Source organism: Erwinia tracheiphila (genome assembly GCF_021365465.1).
In the GTDB taxonomy this organism is placed as follows: Bacteria; Pseudomonadota; Gammaproteobacteria; order Enterobacterales; family Enterobacteriaceae; genus Erwinia; species Erwinia tracheiphila.
Window position 1 is genome coordinate 1,471,671 of sequence record NZ_CP089932.1, and the last position, 24,505, is coordinate 1,496,175.

Sequence of the window (24,505 nt, forward strand, 5' to 3'; positions counted from 1 at the left end):
ACACTTTATTATTAACTGTTCACCAACTATTCACCTGTTCACCTTTTTTTAGATTTGCTCGTGTTTGAGGTGAACAGTTAAGGTGAACACAAGTGAACACTTTTTTCAGAGTGGGAACCATATAATTCAATGACTTAAATAGGAAAAACAGAAAAGGTGAACACTCTGAGGCATAAATTTTATTTTTTCACAGGAGAACAGATATGAAAATGATTGGCAAAGCTAACGATCGGATGGTTGATTTCAAATTTCTTTACAGCGCCGTGGACGCACTGTCGAAAAAAACGAGATTACTGTGACAGACTTCCTTGCCCTGAGCGCGTTTGTTACTTCTGAAAAAACTGACCTTGAGGCATATAAAAGCGGTGTTGAAGCAGCTGGAAATGAGCTGTCAAAAGATGCGGATGCTTACCTTGATCTTCTTCAGCGGATGTCAGGTGACTTGTCTTATACGGGGGCTGGCATTGAAAGTGCGATATTTGGAGGACAATCAACTGCGAGCTGGGCATTTTATCATTGGGGACTGGATAAAGAATAGGGTAACAGCCAGGCCTGTTTAAAAACGGGCTGTTTTGATTTAAGCTAAGGGCTGGATTAATAACAGGAGGACGTATTGATACGGTTGAAGAACTGAACGGATATTATTTTAAAGGGATGTGGAACCTTCCACTTGGAGAGCTTGCTTTCTGGATTCTGGTGGATGAGGCAGAAAAGCAATTTGACGGCATAGATATTTTTGCGTTTGCGACGATAGTCGGAAGTTTCAACATAATTCACGTTCCTGGAAAACCCAATACAGCGACAAGAGGAACAAGTCTCTTGTCATTGGGGTTGTGCAGGATGATTTCGTGTCGGTTAGATAGTCGCTGGCGTTCCCCTACCTGGAAAACATTGATTAATGGTCGGTGGGCCAGAACAGCGAGTTTAGGCGGTCTTATTGGAAGATGGTTGCCGTGGGTCGGGGTCGCGATCACGTTATATGATATAACCATGATTTCGCACAGAACTATCTGGCACTATAATGTCATGGTCAAACCTGAGGACAGAATATGACGTCTGTCGAAGATGCCGTGCTTAAATTTGTAAGAGATGAATTACGCTGCGAGGAGCTTGATATTGATTCATCGCTAAGTACAGGTAAATTGTACTAGCTCAGACCTGATCTGACAGTTACCGGTTATTTATGGGTCTTCCCCTGTTGTGGTGGCTAAGGGCATTATGATGGCAGTCTTGATTTTCTGAGGAGTCTGCCATGGACGAAAAGTCCCTCTATGCCCATATCCTTAACCTGTCCGCACCGTGGCAGGTAAAATCCCTTTCTCTTGATGAAAAATCTGGTTCAGTGACTGTGATTGTCGGCATTGTCGGGCACACTCAACTGACCTGTCCAACATGCGGTAAATCCTGCCCCATACATGACCACCGGCGTCGCAAATGGCGTCACCTCGATACCTGTCAATTCACCACGCTGGTTGAAGCTGATGTACCCCGCATTGACTGCCCCGAGCACGGTTGCCAGACACTGCCGGTTCCGTGGGCGGGGCCAGGCAGCCGCTACACCCTGTTGTTCGAAGCCTTTGTTCTTTCATGGCTGAAAATTAGCACCGTGGATGCTGTCAGAAAGCAGCTCAAACTCAGTTGGAATGCCGTGGACGGCATCATGATGCGCGCAGTAAAACGAGGCCTGGCCCGGATAAAACAACCCTTATCGGCCCGTCATCTCTGCGTGGATGAAGTCGGGTTCAAAAAAGGACACCAGTACGTCACCGTTATCTCTGACAGGCAGGGACGCGCTTTGCAACTGACCGACGATCGCGGTGTAGAAAGTCTTGCCAGTTATCTGCGTAGCCTGAGAGATCACCAGCTTGAAGAGATAAAAACGCTGTCTATGGACATGAACACGGCCTATATCAGTGCTGCACGCATCCATCTCCCCAATGCCGTGGATAAAATCGCCTTCGATCACTTCCATGTGGCAAAAATGTTGTGCGCCATCGTTGATAAAACCCGTCAGGCTGAGATGAAACAGATCCCGTCGTCAGACAGGAAAGACGCCCACCGCTCACGCTACTTATGGTTTTACAGCAAACAAAATCGCTTTGGGCGCCGCGCTGAGAGGTTAGAAGTTGCCCGGCTGGTGTTACCGCAAACGAACCAGTGCTGGGTAATGAAAGAGCTTGCCCGCGATCTGTGGCACCGCCGCTATGACGACCATAGCCGTAAGTTGTGGCAGGAATGGATGGCGATGGCTAAAGACACCGGCATACCACTCATGGTCAGCATTGCCCGCATGGTGGCAAAGCGGCTTTACGGCATTCTGAATGCGATGAAAAACCGGGTATCGAACGGCAATGCGGAGTCTCTGAACAGTAAAATACGGTTGCTGAGGATCAAGTCACGGGGCTTCAGGAATAAAGAACGGTTCAAGCTGGGCGTAATGTTCCACTACGGGAAGCTGAACATGGCGTTCTGAGTCTCCCACCATGATCGGGGAAGTCCCTTATTTGTACTAGCTCAGACCTGATCTGACAGTTACCGGTTATTTATACAGGTGTCTGTCAGATTACATCTGGTTCAGATTTTTTTCTGCCCAGACTCGTTTACCATCAAGTAACGTGGCCATTGGCGTACGCCCGCAGCACATTTTTCCCTGATGAGTTCGCTCATTATTGTAATGCCACAACCAGTTGTCCAGATCCGTTTGCAGGCTCTCCAGGTCTTCGTATAACTTCTTACGGAACGTAACCTGATAAAAATCCTGCAAAATAGTTTTATGGAAGCGCTCGCAGATGCCGTTCGTCTGCGGAGACATCGCCTTCGTTTTTGTATGGTCGATATCGTTGATGGCCAGATACAGCTGGTAATCATGCTGCTCCACCTTACCACAGTACTCCGTTCCCCTGTCGGTCAGGATCCTCAGCATCGGCAGTCCCTGAGCCTCGTAGAACGGCAGTACGCGATCATTGAGCAGGTCTGCGGCGGTGATCGGCGTTTTACTCGTATACAGCTTGCAGTGTGCCACTTTCGAGTACGTATCCACGAACGTCTGCTGGTAGATACGACCCACACCTTTCAGATTGCCCACGTAGAAGGTGTCCTGCGACCCGAGATAACCCGGGTGAGCAGTTTCGATTTCTCCGCTGGCCTCGTCATCGTGGGCCTTCTTCTCCAGCGCTGCGATTTGAGCGTCGGTAAGCACGATGCCTTCTCTGGCGACCTTTTCCTCAAGTGCCTTCAGGCGTTTACGGAAGTTCTCCAGGTCGTGCCGTTGCCAGATGGAGCGCACGCCGCTACCGGAGATAAACACGCCTTTTTTACGCAGCTCATTACTGGTCCGGTGTTGCCCGTGGGCCGGGAACTCAACGGCATATTCAACAACAGCGCGTTCAGTGGCTTCGTCGGCGCGGTTCTTCAGGTTGGGGACGCGGCGGTTCTGGTTAATCAGCGCATCGATGCCGCCTTCAGCAGCCAGTTCCTGATAACGGTAAAACGTGTCGCGTGACACGCCCATGATCTTGCAGGCTTTTGATACGTTACCGAGTTCTTCGGCGAGATTGAGCAGGCCGGCTTTGTGTTTGATGATGGGATTGTTAGTATGAATCATGAGAGTTACCTCGCGTTTTGTTTAAGGATTAGACACCCATATCAAAACCGGTAACTCTCAACCTTTCAAGGTCCAGTGTCAGATCAAGTCGCGACTAATACAGGTAAATATCTGACTGTTCGTGAAGATGTATATGAACTGGTCGATAAGTATGTTGAGGTTTTTGGCGTTGATTGTAGTTCTATAGACTGGCGTCGTTATTTCCCAATACTCATATTGCCGTTCCTCCCTAATCGTATAATGTCCGCTCGTTTATGCTCAGATCGACACAAACCTCAACCGTTTACCGTCAGAATGCTTGTTGAGTCTGCAAAAGCGGGGCACTGGCTTTATGACTGAGCAGTTAAATAAATAATTTTGTAAATTATTCGTACTCATGTTTGCCCTTGTCTCTGACGGGGGTTTTCTTTATATTTTTCATGTAGATCTTGAAGAGTGGCACTCAGACGTGAGCCGCCACTGGCCGTTAAATCAAGCTGTAGCGAGTACAGCCTGTGGGATGCAGAAAAAGATTTAGCGGCCTCCCCATTCCCGGACTGGTTTCACGTCTCAACATTTAACGTTACGAGAAACCACGACATGAAAAAATTGCCTGAACTCCGCCAGGAGAAAACCGCCCTCAAAACCCAGATGCGCTCCATCATGGATAAAGCCACTGAGGAAAAACGCAACCTGAACGCCGACGAGGGTAAACAGTTTGACGAACTCCGCGCCAGAGCAAAATCCCTTGATACTGATATTTCCCGCCTTGAAGCGTTGGCCGATGAAGAACGCAATCAGTCGGGTAAGCCAGTGGACGGTAAGAAAGTCTCTAACGACCAGCTGCGTCACTACATCCTGACAGGTGAAACCCGCGCCCTTTCCACTGCGGTTGGCTCCGATGGCGGCTATACCGTTATTCCCGATCTCGACAAAGAGATTATGCGCCAGCTGACTGATGATTCTGTGATGCGTCAGATCGCCACCGTGAAGACCACCAGCAGTAATGAATACAAAAAGCTGGTATCCGTGGACGGTGCGGTATTGAATCACGGCGAAGAAGGTGTGGCCCGTACCGAAACCAGTACGCCGAAGCTGGAAGAAGTGAGCATTAAACTGTTCCCGATCTATGCCTACCCGAAAACCACCCAGGAAATTCTGGACTTCAGCGATGTGGATATTCTGGGCTGGCTGTCATCTGAAATCAGCGACACCTTCACCGAGACCGAAGAAACCGACCTGCTGACCGGAGACGGGGCTAAAAAGTCCAAAGGCTTCCTGTCCTATCCTCGCGCGGCCACTGGCGACAAAACCCGCCCGTTCGGTACGCTGGAGAAAATGGAGACTGCCGGAGCCTCGCCCGTTGCTGACGAGCTGATCGACCTGCTGTTTAAGCTGAAGGCCAAATACCGCAAAAATGCCGTATGGGTGATGAACTCCAGTTCAGCCGCTGCCCTTCAAAAGCTGAAGAACGGTAACGGTGATTACATCTGGCGTGATCGTCTGACTGAGGGTTCCCCTGATCTGCTGTTGGGCCGTCCGGTCTACTACCTTGAAAACATGAGCGATGCAGCAGCAGGCGAACCAGTGTTGGCCGTGGGCGACTTCAGGCGCGGTTACTACATCGTGGATCACACTACCGGAGTGCGTACCCGCCCGGACAATATTACCGAACCGGGTTTCCTGAAAATCCATACGGATAAATATTTAGGAGCAGGTTTAGTTGATTCGAACGCAATTAAAGTTCTCGAAATCCCAGGTTCCGGGTCTTAATTAGCAGGGGTTTCGGCCCCTTAAATCCGGCACTGTTGCAAATTTCTTGATGCTGTACCTTTTGTATTACAGAAATGCCTTAAATTTCAAAAAACCTGCTCACCAGACGCATCTCGCCCAGAGGATGGCCGTAGTAAAAGTTTTCCGCCTGTCCTTTACGCAATGCCCGCATGACTTCAATCCCCCTGATGGTGGCATATGCCGTTTTCATGGATTTAAATCCCAGCGTGGCGCCGATTATCCGTTTCAGTTTGCCGTGATCGCATTCAATGACGTTATTCCGGTACTTAATCTGCCGGTGTTCAACATCAGGCGGACACCGGCCTTCCCGCTTCAGTAACGCCAGGGCGCGACTATAGGTGGGGGTTTTATCGGTGTTGATGAGGCGGGGGCTCTGCCAGCCTTTCACGTTGTTCAGAATCTTTCCCAGAAAACGGTATGCCGCTTTGCTGTTACGGCGCGGGGAAAGATAAAAATCGATGGTGCGGCCTTTGCTGTCAACAGCACGGTACAGGTATGCCCATCGGCCGTTAACTCTGATATACGTTTCATCAAGATGCCAGGAGCAGAACCCTGAAGGGTTACGCCAGTACCAGCGCAGCCGCTTTTCCATTTCAGGCGCATAACGCTGAACCCAGCGGTAAATCGTGGAGTGATCAACGTTGACACCGCGCTCGGCCAGCATTTCCTGCAGCTCACGATAGCTGATGCCGTATTTACAGTACCAGCGCACTGCCCACAGGATGATGTCACGCTGAAAATGCCGTCCTTTGAATGGATTCATGTGCTGCTCCGTCAGCAAAAGGTGACGATGAGTTTATCACCTCCAGATTTTTGCAACAGTGCCACATAATCAGCGCTCATTTATATAATGATGTTATTTTAACATGTTAGGTGAATATATAAATTGAGTAATCATGATGATTTACTGCTGGGGTTCCTCCGCAAGCGGCACAGTGTCAGTAAACTGGTTGTGCATCTGATCTTTACGACGAAGTATCGACGTAAGCTATTTGACGGACAGATGATCGCTCAACTTCGTGAGGTTTTTGGCTCCGCTGCTGCAAAACTTGAATGCGAAATTATTGAGATGGACGGAGAGCCTGACCATGTGCATCTGCTGGTCGCTTACCCGCCAAAACTGGCGGTCAGTGTGATGGTCAACAATCTGAAATCAGTATCGTCGCGGCTGCTGCGCCAGCAAAACACACATTTACGGATGCAAAGTAAAACGGGGCTTTTGTGGTCGAGAGCGTACTTTGTCTGTAGCACAGGAGGGGCAACGATTGAAACGCTCAGAGTCTATGTTCAGAGTCAGTCAACGCCTAAATAACCGTAATATTAATTTATACGAGATGAAAGATAATAACAAAGACAGAATGACATCTGTAAAAAACCAGAGATCATCATAATTTTCTTGGTTGGCGTTACCGTGTAACCATTCTGCGAAGTGATTAGCTACATTCAGGCTGATAAACTTTGACGAATCAACGAGACTCGCAAACAGGCAAAACAGGACTGTTTTAGCTATTGCTGGGGCAAGTTTTTGCATAATCTCTGTTCCTTACTTCTATGGTTCCGCGAGCTTTTAGGTTTCTCATGCAGGGCACATCAATCAGAGGTGTTCGAAGCAAAACATTTCTCAGCATTGCAAAATCTGAGTTGCGAGACAGTGTCACACAACCTTCTGAGATTACTCCAGGATGTAGCCTGAAATTGCCTCGTTTTACACTGTTTATCCATGTCCAGTCGTCAATGCTCATGTCGTCTCGCCATAGTGCAAACCAGTCTGAATGTCCGAACTCTGCATGACGGAAAACCTTGTTAAATATGTCTTTTGAAGTCGATATTCCTTGCGAGAGTAAACCGCCTTGTGCCCGATCAACAATCCAATATTTCCCTACTGGGATAGGACCAACAGTTGGGATATGGGTGCAGGTGGCATGATTTCTGTTTTTGCCATTGCCGGAAAATGCCATAAAAGTTCCAATGCCCGGAAATTTGAGAGGTGCATATTCGGCACCGTTCAAATCAAAAGTACCATGTATTGCCATGATTCATTCCTTTGTGTTTATTTCTTCGGGTAAGTCTTTTGCCAAATCGAGCTGTATATATCGCTTGTAGAGGGCTACGGCACCATTTATTGTGGTATCTAGTTTCTCACCAATATTTTTCCATTTAAAGCCCATTTCGGGGTTCCGTGCCCATTTCCTCCAAAAGTCCCACCTTACTCAGCTATCACATTGAATTTTATTGAGAAATAGGTTCATTTTTAGCGAAAAACGCCGTAAACTCTTGCCCAATGCGGGCGGGGATATAAGCTGTGCCGACAACGGGTGTTATGGTAAATTCCGTGCGGTTTTGTGATGATGTGTCGGTTTGAATTGTCAGGATAAGGATATTGATGCAATGACTATGGATTTCAGTAAAGAGCGCCTTCTGGCATCGGGTTTTACGGCGAAGGAATTACAAAAACTTCAGAATAATATCGATAATTTGGTCGTGACGCAGATTTATTGATAATGATGAAGAGTAAGATACCAACCGATGATCTTATCGTGCATTTCCTCTGACTTCGAAAAGCAAATTGTTCTGCGGGTCAGTCGTTTGATATGTGTGCGAAGATTAAGATTATGCCGTTCTGTCCGTTGGGTATATTTCTTGCTCACCACGTGGCTTGTTGCACTTAACAGAACTTTATAAACCGGCCAGGCATCTGTCATATAAAAGGCAATGTTAAATTTGCTTAACAGGGCCGGCAATCGTCGCAGGGCCGGGGCATTTCTCGGGCCGAAGACGTGGGCCAGAGCACGTTTGCGGATACGGTCATAAGCATAGAACAACCACCGGGGATTGCTTTTACACCGCACGTAAGACCATTGTTCACCGGCTTCACAGCAGATAACAACCTCCGTTTCGGGGTCGATATTCTCAGCTACTTGCTTTGGCGAAATTTTTTTACGTGCCGCAGAACCGTATTGAGGCTGATAACGAGAACCCGTGCGGTATCGCGACATCCGTAACCATTCATGGCCATATTAACAATGGTCTGGTGTGTGTCTGGTTTGGCACCGGAGTAGCTAAAATTGAGCTGAAAGGTCTTTGAACAATGCTTGCAGATGTAACGTTGGGCACCGGATGCTGAATGTCCGTTACATCGTACAGCATGAGTTTCATTGCACTGAGGGCAGACGACATCAACTTTAGCCATATGTTACATCCAAAGCGCAAAGCATACGTGATCAGCAATTCTGCGTCACGACCGATAATTTCGGCGGCTCGTTTGAGGAGGTTGTCAGGGATTTAGCGAAAAGATTTAAAAGGATTTTTTTTATGATTATGTTTCTCTTTGTTTTTTTATTTATGTATTATTGTTTGAATCCATGAATGAGATCATCTCTTTTGGGCTATCTTTTGCCATTGTGTCTGTGCTTATTATATTTGCCAAGTTGATAAAGATTATCGGGGTTTAGTTTTTTCTGGCTCCGGCTAAACACCTCATCAGAACCAGTTCCCTGCCACCTTACGGCGTGGTTCGCCAAAAAATTCTCTCAAACGATCAGTAATCTAACACTCACCGGCTTAACAGGCAAGAATGTGAAATGTTCACATTTTTTCGCCGCGACGTTTAGTCTCAATCTGAATGAGTTTTTCTATCATTTCTCCCTGAGTTAACCCCTCTTGCTTGCATAAATGCAAAAGCTGGGCTTTCATCGGGTTTCGGATAAATACATTCACTTCTTTATGAGTTTCACGTTTACGTGCAATCGCGGCCAACTGCCTTTCAGTCGCTGACATCGGATTACCTTTGCGATAGGCACGTTTTTCTTTCGATGAGGAAGTTGCTGCATTTGTTGCTTGCGACATCTCTGCCTCCTCAAGGATCAAAAAAGGATCGTCCCGCAGAGAATACTACAGAATCGGTAAATCAGCGACTTAACTTTTATCGAAAAGGTGATCTGTGTTGGCGCACGGATCACCCCTGTCAGTGAGAGGCCACCTGTACGCCGTTATCAGTAAGTCGATTGCCAGTCTGTTCCCATTTCCCAGCGGGACTGCCAGTGAGACAGATACTGGCTGGCGATGGCGGGCATAAAGCGCATCACCACCACGTTCTCCGAATTTTTTCTCGCTCCTGCTCTGCTGAAATTATAACTGCCTGACTCAACCGTATGATTATCAACAATTAAAATCTTATCATGCCGGATAGGGAAGCGGTCGTTTGTCCTCAGCGGAATACCGGCATTCACAATCAGATTCATTGCCGCCATGCTGGCCCTGTTGCGGTTGCCTTTCTCGTCGATAACGATTTTTACATCCACGCCCCGCTGATGCGCGGCAATAAGCGCTTTCATCACGTCCGGATCGGTGAAGGACCAGGCCATCATCCGGATACTCTGCTGTGCGGAACCGATGGTATTCAGCACCAGAAGGCGACCTGTCCCTTCAGGAGAAAAACCCACCTGAATATCCGGAGCCGTCGATATCCCCGCGACGGCGAGGAAGGGCAGTGAAGAGAGCAGGGGAAGGCAAAGAAAGCTGGCCCTGACCAGTTTTCCGTAAGAAAATAACATCATCTTGATTCCTTTGGATTTTTAACAGGAACGCTGGAAACGGGTAAAACTTGCTTTTACCCGTTTCCGGGGTTGACCAACTGAGCGCAGCGAAGGCGGTAGCCCTGCTCCCGGATGAGGAGGCAATATGCTATTCTTCCGCGCGACGAAAAAATGGAGTGGTACTGGTTGACTGTCTTTTATCAGAAACGCCCGACTGAAGAACTGGCGCATCTGGCATTGTGCCTGCTGGTTGCAGTAAAGCTGTCGCAGAAGCAGGGCAAAATTCGCACAGATTTGCAGATACACATGTTCATCATGCAGTGGCTGACAACAGCACAGAAACGCAAGCTGTTCCCCCGCTCGGTCGCACAGGACATCCTCTGGCTTATTAATGAGGGAGGGGTGCGTTTGGATATCGGAAAATATTGTACGTTAAGCCTATTTTTTGAACAGGCTTAACTATCGCGGTAGAGTGTACCCTGACGCAATAGTAAAAACGTGACGGCACACAATGCATGCAATAACCTATATGCGATAGTACGGTGAAAAAATGTTCATCAGAGCTTATTTGAGGGCATCGACGGAAGATCAGTTCGCCGATCAGGCAAAAGAGATGCTGGAGCAGTTCGCCCAGGAACAAGGTCATAAAATCGCCAGTTACTATAGGGAGAACATCAGCGGTACAAAACTTGACCGCCCGGAACTGGGACGCTTACTGATGGACAGTCACCGCAATGATATTTTGCTGGTCGAGCAAATTGACCGCCTGACCCGTCTGAGCAACAGCGACTGGATGACGCTGAAAAAGCAGATAGAACAACACGAGCTGCGGATTGTCAGTCTGGATGTCCCCACCTCATGGCAGGCACTATCAGATAAAGATCCTTCGCAGGCTGACCCAATCACCCGCTTCGTGATAACCGCCATCAATAACATGCTTATCGACCTGATGGCCGCGATGTCGCATAAGGACTGGCTGAATCGCCGCCAGCGGCAAAAACAGGGAATTGAACGTGCGCATACACTGGGAAAATACCGGGGAAAACAGGCTGATCAGGAACGGGACCAGAAAGTCCTGTACTACAGACAGGTGAAAAAACTCAGTATTCGTGAAACCGCAGAGGCCACCGGGTACAGCTGCTCTCAGATATGCCGAATTCAGGCACTCTACAGAAATAAAGTCATTTTCTAACAGAAATTTTTTTTGATGATGATAAAAAAGGGGGTTAAAAGCCAGTTACGAATACGAAAGGAATCCTATGCCCCCTGTAAACCCACCAAACCCCACCTCATCAAACAATATATCCTGGGTATCCAGGGATAGTTCAAATCCGGAAGACCAGGATATCTGGTTTGACGCCATCGACCACATTGAAATGGAAGAGGCCTGGTTTGAGGGGGCTGAAGCCTTTGACATTCATGAAGAACATCAGACTGCCCCGTCATCTTCTGCCGGAGAAGCCGCAGATTCCCGGGTTCCGTTCACGGAAGACTGTCGCCGCGGCGTTCAGCAGCTTGTTCGTACCCTGGGAGAATACGGGGAGAGCAGAATGCTTTCTGCCTGCCTTTCTAAAATACTTCCCGGCACCCCGACTAGTCTCGTTATCGCAGCAAACAGTCTGTATACCGCAGTGACTGAACGACGGAATATTGATACTGCAGTACTGCATACTCTCGGGCTGGCATCCTGTTACCTTCCTGAGAATATTAATATTGTATCCCGGCTGGCATCCTTTCTCAGGGATACCGTTACCGGGTGGACAGATGAGACTTTTCTGCAGCAGTTTCTGGGAAACGAAGAAAATCACACATCCACCCACCTGTTTACAGCCCTTGCGATAACGGCCATTGTGGCAGGACGCTGGATGAAAGACGAAGGGCCCCCGCAGCGCGGTGTTCTGAAGGTCCCGGCCTTTATGGCTAATATTTTTATCCGCGCCAGTCATTACTGGACAGCGCTGGGAAATATGGCGGGCAGTCTCCCATCCGGCACAGCAATCCCGGAAAATACCGGCACATCACAACCCGCTCCCGCTTTTGAGGTCGATACGCAGATGGAAATGACCGAAGATGTATGTGATGCCACAGCTTCCGGCACCTCAGCACCACGGCTCACCGCATTCTCGTCAAATTCAACTGCCCGTCCTGAGGCTTACACCCATGCGACGGTACAGAACAGGCCCGCTCCTGCGTCCGGGAAAAATACCCGTATCTCTGTACCTGAACAGACACATTATCTGGCTGTGGAGAAACTCCGGCAGGAAAGCGGTCTTTCAGACCTGTTATATTGTGCGACCAGTAAAACTGAGAGCCGCCAGCAAACAAACGAAAATATTATTACCAGCACGTATTTCAATACAAAATGTGATGCCACCGATTATCCTGAACCGTTGACGAAAGGGGCTGATAGCATACCTGTTCACACAGACATAACGGAAACACAGGTATCCTCGGCAGCAACAAGCCGGAGTGGCGGGGATGCTTTGCTTCCCCTGGTGATGACGGGGGCAGTAGCGGTGCCCGTGGCAACGTCTTATATGCAGGCCCTGAAAAGTAAAAAGATGATTGGTGCAGTCTCTGCTTTCGGTCTGGTCGGAGCTATCGTGGGCGGGAAACAGCTGTGGGATCAGTTCGCATCAGGGAGCACTGGGAAAGGCAGCGGCGGCAATATAAAGAAAGGTAAAAGAGAAATACAGGAGGGGTTAATTCAACCTGATGGGTTAAATACAGAGGTGGAAATTCGCAAGGAACAAACTAAATGCCTTTCTGTATTGTTTAAAAATAACAAAATGGATATTGGTAATCCTCATGATGTAATAAATAATCTTGTTACTTACCTTTCTAAAGGAAAGAAAAAATCAAGAATGAATAAGGTGATTAACTGCTTATTAGAACCAATTAACATATATATCCCACGAGATAAAAATATCACTACGGATACTTTAAAACGTTTGGTTTTATTAGATTACCTGAGTGCGTATATACTTGGTTCTGATTTAGGGGAGTGGTTTTCAAATCAAATAGCAGACATTAAATCAAGTAAAACAGTATCGCCCAGCAGCAAAATATTATCAGATAAGTTTGATAGTGTGATTAAAAAGCATCTATCAGAAGGGTTGCTGGCTAAAAAAACAATAGCTTTTTATAAAAAAATAGTATCTTATGAAATCCCAGCTTTACTTCCTGAATACATGGGACCGGCAGGTAAGGATATAACACATATTGATATAACTGAAGCACAGTGGGGACTTGTGCATGCTGGTGCTCTTTTGCTCCGTGATAATAACATCAATATCAGCGATCTCAGCATGAAAGAAATTGAAGAAGTAGGAAATACCTTGAGTGTGATATTGAAAGAAGATGCTATACCTAAAGAGTATAATCGATACTTCAACACCCCAGCAGCTGCCTATTCATCGTGGAATAAAGATGGTGCTTCCGTGTCATCTAACGCAACTGAGGAAGATATAAGCAAAGCTCACAAAAATTATTTTTCATACATTAATAGCTGGGTGGTAGAGAACAACCCATATTTAAAGCTTAATGATTTGATTGAGAAATGGAAAAAAAGAACAGATATCGCCACTAATATTCTTCGTGAGAACAATATCAATGTTGAAGAATATTTAACGTATTATTTGAATGCACATGACAAATGGGTTTTCAATAAAGATCAAATATTATATGGAATGAAAGTTAGTGAGCAATTAGTGGCACCTAATGTTATTACCCTCCCAAATATTGATGAAATATTTCAAAAACAAAACCAAGCGATAGCTGATGTTATATACGATTTGGATAAATTATTGCTTCCGTTGCTATTTGATTCATCATTGAATGATGATGATAAAAATTTCATACAAAATTCAAGAGTGGAATTAATAAAAGCTAACTTAGTCGATTTGTTTCCTGAACAAAAATCATCTACTTTGAAAGGTGCAAAATATAGCATTCCTGAAGAGGTTGATTTTATTCTCTGTACCTCGGGAGAAAATGTTCGTTTCTACTCTATCTTTATGGACGAAAACAGCAAAAATTACACAATGAATCGAGTAGACCCGGACAGAACAGCAGAAGATGATGAGAAGATGAGGAATTTAGGTAAAAATCTCATTGAGGCACATAAGGATGGTAAACGGTATTATATAGAATATTGTAAGATGATAAAAAAAGAAGGTGAGAGCGTTCATTTATTAATAGAAAATCTGTCTCAGGAACATAGAGCCAGGATGAAGGATCGACTTCATGCAAAAGGTTATGACGAAACCACAGCAGAAAAAATAAAAGAAACTCTTCTTAGCTTTATTCCTTTTTATACTTGTATTACAGAATCCATAAAAGGCAATACAGGACATGCATTAGCGTCCTGCTCAGTGGATATACTTACAATGTTACCAGCCGCAGCCGATGCTGCAAAGGTAGCGGGAAGGTTTGGTCAGGCTCTGACATCCACGGGAGTTACAGCGATAAAGTATGGTGCCAGGCAGGTTACAGTTTCTCAAATGATAAAACAGGCAGGGATAAAATTTATCGAGTTATCGCCAAATATCGCGAGAGAAATTTCGCCCGCGACACTTAAAGGTCTGGGTGTCTCATTGTTACGCGCTCTGGATCCAGGAGGAGAGATAATCGTCCTGGGTAGCTATAAGGGGGGCTGTGCATTGAGTCGGCTTATCCAGAAAATTCCTGATGCAGGTGCTGGAATTAAGAAGCTTTCCGCAGCTATGCGTAATCGTGCTTACATGCATACTGATGCTTTAAAAATAAAAACAAAGTATTATCCTGGCGATGGTCCCGGACTGGGCAGGGAAATAAATGTCGTCAGGGTAGGTAGTCATCAGGATCGTGGAATATGGGCTGAGTTCAATTCAGAGTTAGGTGCCCCTTTTGGAAAGAAATATATAATTGATAGCAATGATATTATCAGGATCGCTCCCAAAGCACATCGAAGTAAAATGCCAAAAAACCAAGGTTCAGGTACAGTAGTTAAGGGGGGGGAAAGATTTACTTTGTTGGCCGGACTTCCTCGCGCGTCCGATGTTATATTATACAGCAGAGCGATACAACGCACTGCCAAAAAATATGGTGTTATAATTGGTGTCAGATTTCCAAACCCACGGGGTGCGACTTTATTAAAAGAAGGTTACCCCTCTAAAAACTTTCATTTAAAAGCAAAATCCAGTGGAACAGGCCCCACTTCGGGATTTATTGCTGAAAAACCCCATTACTCTAAGGTTTCCCCTGATAATTATGAGAAGCAGAGTAAAGCGATAGAGGACGCCATAAAAAAAGGGGCTGAAAGTGTTCAGTTAATACTGAGTAAGGCCAGAATAAAGGAATTGACCGCAGCAGGAGAAATGTCTCATCTGCAGTCGGATATTTACTCAGCAACCTATCCGGGAGGAAAAAAAACTTTTCATATCGGTGACGATGGGGCGGTTTTTGACGATAATCATCTGCCTGTAAAAGTACTGACAAACCCACCGGAAGCAGGAACGAGTTCAGGAACGAGCAATATAAAATCCAGACCTGTCACGGCAGATTATGATTTATTCTGCATTATCCCCAGAAAACAGCAAGACTATAATATTAACCCGATTGAATTAAGACCTGTTCTTATAAACGGAAGGTTTGAGCTTGTATCTTTAAAAAATAAAAAAATAGGAAGTAAGGGGGAGCATAAAAATAAAGGAAATGTTAATTATTTCACAGAGACAATAATTAATAATTTAAATAAAGAAGTTAATAGTGAAGGTTATCAGGGGGGTAAACTATTCTGGCATGGTGATGAGTCAATGAATCCTTTTAGCCCTGGCCTGGATATGAGTGATAAGCCGATTTTCTTTCTTCCGTCAGGACAGATGACTCAGGCCCATACAGTTGAGCAGTTAAGAGATCTATACTCAATATTTAAAGCAAATGGTTTCCCTGCAGAATTCAGTCCCAGATTCAATGTTTATTCTCCTGCCATAAGTAAAGTCTCGATGGAGGAGAAAATTATCAATAAACTATCCGTGCCAACAAAAAGTTACACAGTTGATTCTCTCGAAAACAAAATGGTTATCGTTAATGGAAAAAATAATGAACAAATAGAGTGCATTGAAATGAAAGGTCAGTATCTTCCTTACAGAATTAATTATAATGTAAAAGGAGGAGCAATTGAGGTTTACGACTTTAACGATAAAGATAAGTGGGGGTATCCAGTTCATATGAATGCTAATAATGAATGGACCTTTGGTGTCTTCAGGAGTGGACTTAATTTTGACACCCCCAAAGTTTTCTCTGATGTGAATATAATTGGGAGTACGCTGTGCAATAAAATCATGAATGAATTACCAGGTATTCCTTTTGTGCAAAAAGATTTCTCACCGGTAAATTCGAGAAATATTGTTGAGAATGCCAAAGGTGAGCGTTTTATTAAAATAGATAACAAGTTGTTCAGGATGGTTCCGAATCCATATTATAAAGGGCATTATATTTTAGGGGAGCCTGGAGGGAATCATTTATATTGTAAGTATGACAGTGTAACTGATAGATATGTGAATGTAGAAAACTATGGAACAAAAAGTGGCATTGTTGAGCGTAAATATCAAAATCCTGACTCACCCGGTTCAGATGAATTTGATTCAGAATTATCTATTAATTCTGATATAGAGGAAGAGTCATATTCAGATATTCTGGAACCAGAGCAACAATTGCCAGTACAACAATCGCCATATCCGGATTTCAGTTTAGCATGGCGCTCCTCTCTGAGGAATGTCTTTCCGGAAATCCCGAACGGTGCTTATGCTGAGTTGATTGGTAGAGATGGGGCTATCTATCATTTCCCTAACGGCCCCCTGAAGGCTTTTGATGCTACATTCCCACCTAAATTAATGACAGAACAGGTATATCAATTTAATTTACAGCAATACCTTAGCCAGACGTTTGGCGATGACAATGTTGTTATTTCAACATGTCAGAACATCATTAACTCTGAAAGCGACAACATGAGGGTGCTTGGAGGGAAAATAATAAATTCTGCCAGAACTGCGCTGGAGCAATCTGAGCGGCTCGTAACGTTATTTGGTGAGTCATCAACACGTCATAGAGTGGCTGATCATTTGAAAAATTTGTTAGGTACTGATGATGATGCTGTGATTAATGAGGCTGTTAACTTTATTGAAGTGGCAGTAAATAAAAATCTTGAAATTCTTCAAAAGACTTCTTCTAATAATTTTAAAAACATTTACATTTATAAATTTAAGCAATATGAAAAAATTTTGGAAAAAGGCGAGGCAGCAACTACAAATGCTTTTACCTATTCTGAAGATCCTGAGAGCAGAATACATTTTAACGCAGGAGCCATGATTGACAATACAGCTAAAGTAAATGGAAGGAAAGTTTATTTAACAAAAAAAGACATTGCAAGCATAAGTCAAGAGTATCAAAATATGATATTTTTGCATGAGACAACTCATTCATCCTCTAATACTGTGGATTACTTGTATACATATAGTGAGGGAGAAACATGGGATTATGCTTCAGCACAGGAATCAATAAATCAGTTCAGGGAACACTCGTTTGGTGGTAGAATGAATGACAACTTCTATTATGAAGTAATTGGAAAGAAAACAATGCGTGAAACCCCAATTACGGATTTAGAGAAAAAAATGGCCATTGATATTCTTAATATAGATCATGTGCTGGAAGCCAAGCTTATTCTTAATAATGCGGATAACCTTGCAACCATTATTAATGATATCGATAAGGAATTTATTCCTGCCTTAAGGAGAAAAAGATGCGCGGGATATATTACATCATCAGAATATCTCAATTTCATGAGGGTTTTGTATGCCATGGCGGGGTATCCTGTATTAAGGGGGAACTGAAATAAAAAATAGAGAATAAAAAGTGTGGGGCAATTCTATGTTTCAGGCGGCAATGACTGATATGTATTAGAATGCGATAATATTGAGTGAGGCACCTCCATCAAAATTCTTGGAAAAATTCATAACAACGTTTATTTGAGGAATAATTTAGAGAACTGCGCAAAAGAAATAGTCTATATTTGCAATGAAATTCCATTGAAACATTTTATAGGCCCTGTAATCATATTAAGGAGTAAAAATCATGAATAACATTGGTTCATTCACTCAACCTAAAAATTGGGTTGATTCAGGAGAAAAAGGAGACATCTATTACAGCAAGAAAGATTTATCATTCTTCATACTGAAGAAGGACGGCAATCCATCAAAACATAACTGGTACTTTCCCGCTGATGGTACATCAAATAACCGATGGGATTTTATCCAGTGGAGAGTGGGGATATTTACCGACCCTAAGCAATGGGGGGACTCAGGAGCAAAAGGAGACATCTATTACAGTAAAAAATATTTATCCTTCTTCATACTGAAGAAGGACGGCAACCCATCAGAACATAACTGGTATTTTCCAACGGATGGTAATGATAATGATCAATGGATAGTGAGAGACAATATAAAAAAGCAAGAGTGGATTAAATATATTAATGACGAGCGTCCGATAAACCAGATTTATTTGCCGGGTACTCATGACTCAGCAACTTACACAATAGGTAGTGCAGCTATCATTAGCGGCTATGCAAAGACTCAGGATGATTCAATATTTGAACAACTTGAGTCAGGTGTAAGATTTATAGATGCTCGCTGCCGTCATATTTCTGATATTTTTTCTATGCATCATGGTAATATATACCTTAACATTAACTTCGGAACTGTTTTAAATGATTGTTATAAATTTCTGGTACAACATCCAGATGAATTTATATTAATTTCAGTAAAGAAAGAACACACAGAAGAAAATAACATTCGTTCTTTTGATAAAACTTTCGAAATAAAATATTATGATTCTTCGAGATGGTTCGTGGAAGATCGCATACCAAAACTCAAAGAAGTAAGAAGTAAGAAGTAAGAAGTAAGAAGTAAGAAGTAAGAAGTAAGAAGTAAGAAGTAAGAAGTAAGAAGTAAGAAGTAAGAAGTAAGAAGTAAGAAGTAAGAAGTAAGAAGTAAGAAGTAAGAAGTAAGAAGTAAGAAGTAAGATAGTATTGTTACGCAGATTTTCTGGTGGCTCACTAGGAGTAAATGCAGCAAGTTGGCCGGATAATCAGACCTTTAATACCGGAAATAAAATACATGTACAAGACGAGTACAACCAACATAATGAGGCAAAAAAATGGCATGCAATTAGAAACGCCTGAAACTTTGGTGTTGCCAGCTCCAAAAAAGGTTGGTTGATTCTTAATTTCACGAGCATTGCTGCCGATACTTTTACCTCGATTAGGTCTTATGCTCTGGATAAAAATCCGGAGATGGCAAAATATATAAGTGGAACCAAAGTTAATGGTGGGGTTGTAATTTCTGACTTTCCTAAAATAGGTAAGATAACAGAACGTGTTATAATAACTAATTTTGGGGAGGTGGAAAAAATCTAAATTTTTGCTAAAAGGAGTCTAAGCTAAATGATATTGCCAGAGGACAGTCAGATCCCCGAAAAATAGCCCTTCAGTGGGACGAAATGATCCGGGCCGCAGGCTCCCTGAAGCTGGGCAAGGTACAGGCTTCGGTGCTGGTCCGTTCATTACTGAAAAGTGAACGCCCCTCCGGACTGACTCAGGCAATCATTGAAGTGGGACGCATTAACAAAACGCTGTATCTGCTTAATTATATTGATGATGAAGATTACCGCAGACGCATCCTGACCCAACTTAACCGGGGAGAAAGCCGCCATGCTGTTGCCAGAGCTATTTGTCACGGTCAGAAAGGTGAGATAAGAAAGCGATATACCGATGGTCAGGAAGATCAACTGGGCGCATTGGGGCTGGTCACTAACGCCGTCGTGTTATGGAACACTATTTATATGCAGGCAGCTCTGGATCATCTCCAGGCACAAGGAGAAACCCTGAATGATGAAGATATTGCACGCCTCTCACCGCTTTGCCATGGACATATCAATATGCTCGGCCATTATTCCTTCACGCTGGCAGAACTAGTGACCAAAGAGCATCTGAGACCATTAAAAGTGGCGTCAGAAGAAGAAAAATTTGCTTAACGTGAGTTTTCGTTCCACTGAGCGTCAGACCCCCTTTAAAACGTAATTGATTTGGCGTTGCGCGGTGGTCCGCCGTAATGGTTAAAAAATACACAATTGTGATGAGTGTGATTGCAGGAGAAATTGCACAAGTGCGGGAACTTTCGGGGGAGTGTTGCTAGAATGCCCACGGGTGCTTGAAGCTGTCTGCTTCGGGCATGATGCAGTGAGCAGAAAATTGTCGGGTTTCATTTTTTAGGCATCCATTTTTATTCTGATCAACGAAGGAGCATGCAGCATGGCGATTACTGAAGAAAAACTGCTTGCATCGGGTTTTACGCCAGCGGATGTGCAGAAGCTGAAGAACAATATCGATAACTATGGCGGTTCGTTTGACCAAGCAGTGCATGACCTGTCAAACAGGTTCCGCTCTGTTCAATGGATTTCGATAGTAGCTTTTGTGATATTACTGTTAGTTTCTGTTTTTTCCTCTAAAAATAATGCACTTTCCCTTTTATTTGCATTAATAACAGGGCTGCCTTTTATTTGGTACTTAGCTCCCGCTAAACTAGCTTATAAATCATGGAAATTAAAAAAACGTCGCCCTAAGACGTCGAATGTTCGGTACTAAGCAAGTCGAAAACGACTTTTGCCTTTAGTCCATAACCCATTATTTTCATAGTTAACTTTGGGCGACTCATTGCGCTTACCTTTCGGAAATAGTCTTCTGGTAAGTAGTGAAACAATCGCCATGCACCAGGCTTTCGCATTAATCCAAATATGCTATATACACTCGCTGCAAGCGAAGCTACTTCATACGCCGCCAGTCCCTTATTTCTACTGAACCCCATGAATTCAGCCGCTGATATTGCAGCATCAGCTGCAAAGCCTTCGGATGAGGTATCATTCAATATCCGGTGGCTGAACTCTTTACTTAGGCTGTTAAACCCATCAGTTACCAAAATGGCACCCGCCACTACTCCTAATGGAGTCATGGTAGCAATCATAGTCGCACCTACCGCGAGTGAAACCCCAGCCAGCACCACACTGACCGCGCTGATCACATAGCCGACGATCTCATTGTTCTCCTTCACGAACTCCACCCTGGCATAGAGTTGCACGGCTTTGGTGCGGATCAGCCTGTCCTGCTCCAGCAGGTTCGCGGTTTCGGCTTGCAGCGTCTGAGTGGCCTGCGTGTAGGCGTCTATCGACTTCACCTTTCGCACCGCCGTCAGTTGCTGCGTAATGAGATCACGGATTTCTTCCACGAATTTGATGCGCGTCAGGCCATCTTTGAGATGTGAGGCTGAGACGGTATTAGCGATATTGACGAGTTTTCGAGCCTCGCGGTCGAGGGCCATTTCTGACCATGCAATAGTCTTTTGACCCGGGGGGACGGCGAGATACATTGGCTTTCCTTGGCAATCGCAGATAGCTTAATTTTCACCGACAACGGTTCGTGATTCAAGCCTGATTTTCGAGGGGAGTTATACAGGGCAGGCACCGCCTGCGGCCTTTGCGGTGCCGACAGCGCCGGCAGAACGTAACCGGTTCTGGTTGGAGGCGTCGGATCTGTTCCGGCTGTGAGGATATGCCGCGAAAGCGGCTTGAAGGCAGGGGGAAGCCTGCCGTCACGTCTTCAGCGGGGTCTGACAATATGTCATCGGGCAGCAGAAAGGGCACTGAAGGCAAAAAATCAAGGTTTAAATGGCGGAAGACCACCTTCATTTGATCGTTGCATCTGTTCTGGCTTCTCCCATAGATTGGCGCGAACAGAAACGGCAACGGCGAGTGAATATAATGCGGCAACTGTTTGCCAGATTACTGACGGGCAGAACAGCAAAGGACCTGGCGCTATCCGTGTCTTCACCCCCTGCTGGTTATTATTTCCCGCAAAGCGCCGCCGGGCTTCTTTCCACGGAGGAACGCGCCCGGGCGCTGGTTCGTATCTGGGAAAACACCTCGTTGCCGAAGGAAACCTACCAGGCGCTGTGCCTGGCTCCGTTGCAGGCATGTGCTGAGGTCATGCAGCAGTTTCCGTACAGTGACGCTGGCAGGTTTGCGCATCCGGGCGGAATGCTGGACGCGACGCTGAAAACGTTGCTTTACGCGGTGATGAAGGCCCGGAGTTATATGCTGCCACCGGGCGTTCCGCCTGAAGACCAGGCGCGGGACTCCGCCGCGTGGAATACCGTTGTGTTCTACGCGGCTCTGTTTTCGCACCTGTCTGCATTAGGCTCGCTGAAAGTCGAACTGGACGATGGCTCTGTCTGGATACCGTTTGACGGTCAACCCGCTTCGGCCTACCGGTTCCGGTTTGTTCCGCCAGGCATGGCCGGGGCGGATATCTGTCTGGGGGCGCTGTTTGCCTCGAGGGTCCTGCCAGGGGATGTTTTTTCCTGGCTGAAGCAACACCCGCCTGCTCTGGATATGCTCATGCTCTGGATTGGTGGGCAGCGGGCGCAATGTGGTGTCATCAATGCGATAGTCAGTGACGCCATCCACGAAGTGACTGGGTCGGCTCCGGTACAGCCGGTAGTACTCGTTTCAGGGGGATCGTCAGTTGTGGGAGCAACACTGCCGGTTTCGTCCGCGCTGTTACCTGTGGATTCAGCGCCGCAAACTCCGCCTGCTATGTCAGCGGGTGCCGCTCCCCTGGTGCTTGCCTCGGCGCTTGATCCTTCTGCCGGAAGCGAAAGTGTGCCGGATGTGGCTGCCACGGAGGCTCCGTTACCGGAACCGGAAATCCACATGGATGAGGACGCTGGAAATACTGACTGGGAGGATGTTGCGGCTTTCCTGGGGTATGAGGAAGCCGCTCAGGGATCGGCCGTTAAGAACACCGGGTTGGCTGCACCCGAATCTTCACCCGACACCGCCAGTTTGGGGGAAAGATTCTGGTTGTGGCTGCTGAAGTCGGTAGAAGACGGTTCGCTGGCCGTCAACACGCCGGAAGCCAGAGTCCATCTGGTTGCCGGGAGTGTCTTTATCCAGGCCCCGGCGATATTTCATCAGTTTGCTGCGGAGAATGAGGATGTTGATGATATCGATTCACTGCGTCAGGACGTTGAAGCGTTACCCCATATCAGACGGAGTGAGGGGAAGCTGTACCGATGCCGTTTGTATGAAGCAGAGAGCGCCGGGGGGGGACTTTACCAACCTTTCGGGCTATTTCATCGACGCCCGCCGTGTCTACGGGCAGAATCCTGTTCCGGCAGACAATCCGTTGATGGTGGTGCCAAAACGCCGGTGACCGGCCCGCCATGCTGGTTAATACTGGCGTTTTGGTTTACATTAGCTGCATGATCAAGAGGCTGGCAGGTGTACAGCATGGCTGAAGATGAGGGCGCTGTTCGTGGTACGAAAGTTGGTAGACCTAGGAAATATGAAACGAAGTCTGACAAACAGCGAGCCTATATAACCCAGAAATTGCAGACCAAGGTACAAACAAAAGTTCTTTTGTCCCCGGATGGTAGAGATACCCTGAACAAGCTTTGTAAGCTGCGTGGGGTTACTCAAGGGGAGTTAGTTACGGAACTCATAAAAAAATACGCAAGTGAAGTTCTTGACTAAATTGACCTGTCATAGGTTTGTTGCTAAAGTGCGCTAAGAATTTTTGGTCGGCACGCCGGAAGGTGCCAGGAACGGGGTGGGAACCCCAAAAAAAGTAAACCCCGATATCTGTTCATCAACTTGGCGGGAGAAGACAGAAAATCGGGGCTAACAAATGTACTGCGGAACGTTTTCGTTCTGTGGTGGAGTATAAATCCATGTACAAAATCAGGCACTGTTGCAAATTTCTTGATGCTGTACCTTTTGTATTACAGAAATGCCTTAAATTTCAAAAAACCTGCTCACCAGACGCATCTCGCCCAGAGGATGGCCGTAGTAAAAGTTTTCCGCCTGTCCTTTACGCAATGCCCGCATGACTTCAATCCCCCTGATGGTGGCATATGCCGTTTTCATGGATTTAAATCCCAGCGTGGCGCCGATTATCCGTTTCAGTTTGCCGTGATCGCATTCAATGACGTTATTCCGGTACTTAATCTGCCGGTGTTCAACATCAGGCGGACACCGGCCTTCCCGCTTCAGTAACGCCAGGGCGCGACTATAGGTGGGGGTTTTATCGGTGTTGATGAGGCGGGGGCTCTGCCAGCCTTTCACGTTGTTCAGAATCTTTCCCAGAAACCGGTATGCCGCTTTGCTGTTACGGCGCGGGGAAAGATAAAAATCGATGGTGCGGCCTTTGCTGTCAACAGCACGGTACAGGTATGCCCATCGGCCGTTAACTCTGATATACGTTTCATCAAGATGCCAGGAGCAGAACCCTGAAGGGTTACGCCAGTACCAGCGCAGCCGCTTTTCCATTTCAGGCGCATAACGCTGAACCCAGCGGTAAATCGTGGAGTGATCAATGTTGACACCGCGCTCGGCCAGCATTTCCTGCAGCTCACGATAGCTGATGCCGTATTTACAGTACCAGCGCACTGCCCACAGGATGATGTCACGCTGAAAATGCCGGCCTTTGAATGGATTCATGTGCTGC

The 24,505-nt window shown here is 45.8% G+C and carries 20 protein-coding genes and 2 pseudogenes; 14 read left to right on the top strand and 8 right to left on the bottom strand.

Annotation, left to right across the window (positions count from 1 at the left end; all coding sequences use genetic code 11):
- The first annotated feature begins 203 nt into the window (after nt 1-203).
- From LU633_RS07710 to LU633_RS07715, 3 genes and pseudogenes are all read left to right on the top strand, one after another.
- A pseudogene (locus tag LU633_RS07710) lies at nt 204-538 on the top strand (hypothetical protein).
- 74 nt (nt 539-612) lie between these two features.
- Nucleotides 613-1,053 (top strand): STM2901 family protein, encoded by a 441-nt coding sequence (locus LU633_RS26145; RefSeq protein WP_040465896.1) that lies wholly within the window; start codon nt 613-615, stop codon nt 1,051-1,053.
- A gap of 199 nt (nt 1,054-1,252) precedes the next feature.
- Nucleotides 1,253-2,473 carry an ISL3 family transposase gene (locus LU633_RS07715; protein ID WP_046371806.1) on the top strand — a complete coding sequence of 407 codons (1,221 nt, stop codon included), beginning with the start codon at nt 1,253-1,255 and terminating at the stop codon, nt 2,471-2,473.
- Nucleotides 2,474-2,563: 90 nt separating this feature from the next.
- On the opposite strand, the gene LU633_RS07720 is transcribed toward LU633_RS07715, so the two are convergent.
- Nucleotides 2,564-3,604 (bottom strand): IS481 family transposase, encoded by a 1,041-nt coding sequence (locus LU633_RS07720; RefSeq protein ID WP_046371813.1) that lies wholly within the window; start codon nt 3,602-3,604, stop codon nt 2,564-2,566.
- Between the two features lie 75 nt (nt 3,605-3,679).
- Here LU633_RS07720 and LU633_RS07725 point away from each other — a divergent pair, with 75 nt between their 5' ends.
- Nucleotides 3,680-3,943, top strand: a complete 264-nt coding sequence (locus LU633_RS07725; RefSeq protein ID WP_072052884.1) for a DUF1493 family protein — start codon at nt 3,680-3,682, stop codon at nt 3,941-3,943.
- A gap of 240 nt (nt 3,944-4,183) precedes the next feature.
- Nucleotides 4,184-5,356, top strand: a complete 1,173-nt coding sequence (locus LU633_RS07730) for a phage major capsid protein (protein ID WP_016192949.1) — start codon at nt 4,184-4,186, stop codon at nt 5,354-5,356.
- 79 nt (nt 5,357-5,435) lie between these two features.
- Here LU633_RS07730 and LU633_RS07735 read toward each other — a convergent pair whose 3' ends face one another.
- On the bottom strand, nt 5,436-6,140 hold the full coding sequence (locus LU633_RS07735) for an IS6 family transposase (RefSeq protein ID WP_046372393.1): 705 nt from the start codon (nt 6,138-6,140) through the stop codon (nt 5,436-5,438).
- A 123-nt stretch (nt 6,141-6,263) separates the two neighbouring features.
- Here LU633_RS07735 and tnpA point away from each other — a divergent pair, with 123 nt between their 5' ends.
- Entirely contained in the window at nt 6,264-6,689 is a 426-nt protein-coding gene (tnpA, locus tag LU633_RS07740) for an IS200/IS605 family transposase (RefSeq protein ID WP_016192948.1), read from the top strand.
- 190 nt (nt 6,690-6,879) lie between these two features.
- Here tnpA and LU633_RS07745 read toward each other — a convergent pair whose 3' ends face one another.
- The 4 genes from LU633_RS07745 to LU633_RS07760 all read right to left on the bottom strand — a co-directional run bounded on the left by LU633_RS07745 (nt 6,880) and on the right by LU633_RS07760 (nt 9,933).
- Complete coding sequence (locus LU633_RS07745; RefSeq protein WP_016192947.1) at nt 6,880-7,410, bottom strand: DUF2778 domain-containing protein; 531 nt, start codon at nt 7,408-7,410, stop codon at nt 6,880-6,882.
- A gap of 459 nt (nt 7,411-7,869) precedes the next feature.
- Nucleotides 7,870-8,567 (bottom strand): IS1 family transposase gene (locus LU633_RS07750; RefSeq protein ID WP_233482005.1). Its coding sequence is split into 2 segments (ribosomal slippage): nt 7,870-8,318 and nt 8,318-8,567, totalling 699 coding nucleotides; the frame shifts between segments, so codons are not numbered across the junction.
- 395 nt (nt 8,568-8,962) lie between these two features.
- Nucleotides 8,963-9,223, bottom strand: coding sequence for a replication regulatory protein RepA (locus LU633_RS07755; RefSeq protein ID WP_016192946.1), 261 nt, complete (start codon nt 9,221-9,223; stop codon nt 8,963-8,965).
- 146 nt (nt 9,224-9,369) lie between these two features.
- Nucleotides 9,370-9,933 (bottom strand): phospholipase D family nuclease, encoded by a 564-nt coding sequence (locus LU633_RS07760; RefSeq protein ID WP_040465895.1) that lies wholly within the window; start codon nt 9,931-9,933, stop codon nt 9,370-9,372.
- Nucleotides 9,934-10,098: 165 nt separating this feature from the next.
- Here LU633_RS07760 and LU633_RS07765 point away from each other — a divergent pair, with 165 nt between their 5' ends.
- From LU633_RS07765 to LU633_RS07790, 6 genes and pseudogenes are all read left to right on the top strand, one after another.
- A complete protein-coding gene (locus tag LU633_RS07765) occupies nt 10,099-10,371 on the top strand; it encodes a DUF2913 family protein (RefSeq protein ID WP_233482006.1) in 273 nt (90 codons plus the stop codon).
- A 91-nt stretch (nt 10,372-10,462) separates the two neighbouring features.
- On the top strand, nt 10,463-11,104 hold the full coding sequence (locus LU633_RS07770; RefSeq protein WP_046372395.1) for a recombinase family protein: 642 nt from the start codon (nt 10,463-10,465) through the stop codon (nt 11,102-11,104).
- Between the two features lie 67 nt (nt 11,105-11,171).
- Nucleotides 11,172-17,783, top strand: coding sequence for an anthrax toxin-like adenylyl cyclase domain-containing protein (locus LU633_RS07775; RefSeq protein WP_052734743.1), 6,612 nt, complete (start codon nt 11,172-11,174; stop codon nt 17,781-17,783).
- 241 nt (nt 17,784-18,024) lie between these two features.
- Nucleotides 18,025-18,843, top strand: a complete 819-nt coding sequence (locus tag LU633_RS07780) for a phosphatidylinositol-specific phospholipase C domain-containing protein (RefSeq protein ID WP_051124417.1) — start codon at nt 18,025-18,027, stop codon at nt 18,841-18,843.
- Between the two features lie 543 nt (nt 18,844-19,386).
- Nucleotides 19,387-19,980 (top strand): annotated as a pseudogene (locus LU633_RS07785) (Tn3 family transposase); the annotation flags it as partial.
- Nucleotides 19,981-20,257: 277 nt separating this feature from the next.
- Nucleotides 20,258-20,590, top strand: a complete 333-nt coding sequence (locus LU633_RS07790) for a hypothetical protein (RefSeq protein WP_016192940.1) — start codon at nt 20,258-20,260, stop codon at nt 20,588-20,590.
- On the opposite strand, the gene LU633_RS07795 is transcribed toward LU633_RS07790, so the two are convergent.
- The gene (locus LU633_RS07795; protein ID WP_016192939.1) at nt 20,565-21,368 is read right to left on the bottom strand and encodes a DUF4225 domain-containing protein; all 804 of its coding nucleotides are present in this window, start codon (nt 21,366-21,368) and stop codon (nt 20,565-20,567) included. The genes LU633_RS07790 and LU633_RS07795 overlap by 26 nt on opposite strands.
- Nucleotides 21,369-21,819: 451 nt before the next feature.
- On the opposite strand from LU633_RS07795, the gene LU633_RS07800 reads away from it, so the two are divergent.
- Nucleotides 21,820-23,265, top strand: coding sequence for a TraI domain-containing protein (locus tag LU633_RS07800; protein ID WP_161797006.1), 1,446 nt, complete (start codon nt 21,820-21,822; stop codon nt 23,263-23,265).
- 24 nt (nt 23,266-23,289) lie between these two features.
- The gene (locus tag LU633_RS07805; protein ID WP_020322900.1) at nt 23,290-23,532 is read left to right on the top strand and encodes a RepB family protein; all 243 of its coding nucleotides are present in this window, start codon (nt 23,290-23,292) and stop codon (nt 23,530-23,532) included.
- Between the two features lie 261 nt (nt 23,533-23,793).
- Here the strand turns inward: LU633_RS07805 and LU633_RS07810 are convergent, their stop codons facing one another.
- Nucleotides 23,794-24,498, bottom strand: coding sequence for an IS6 family transposase (locus tag LU633_RS07810; protein WP_046372397.1), 705 nt, complete (start codon nt 24,496-24,498; stop codon nt 23,794-23,796).
- Nucleotides 24,499-24,505 lie beyond the last annotated feature (7 nt).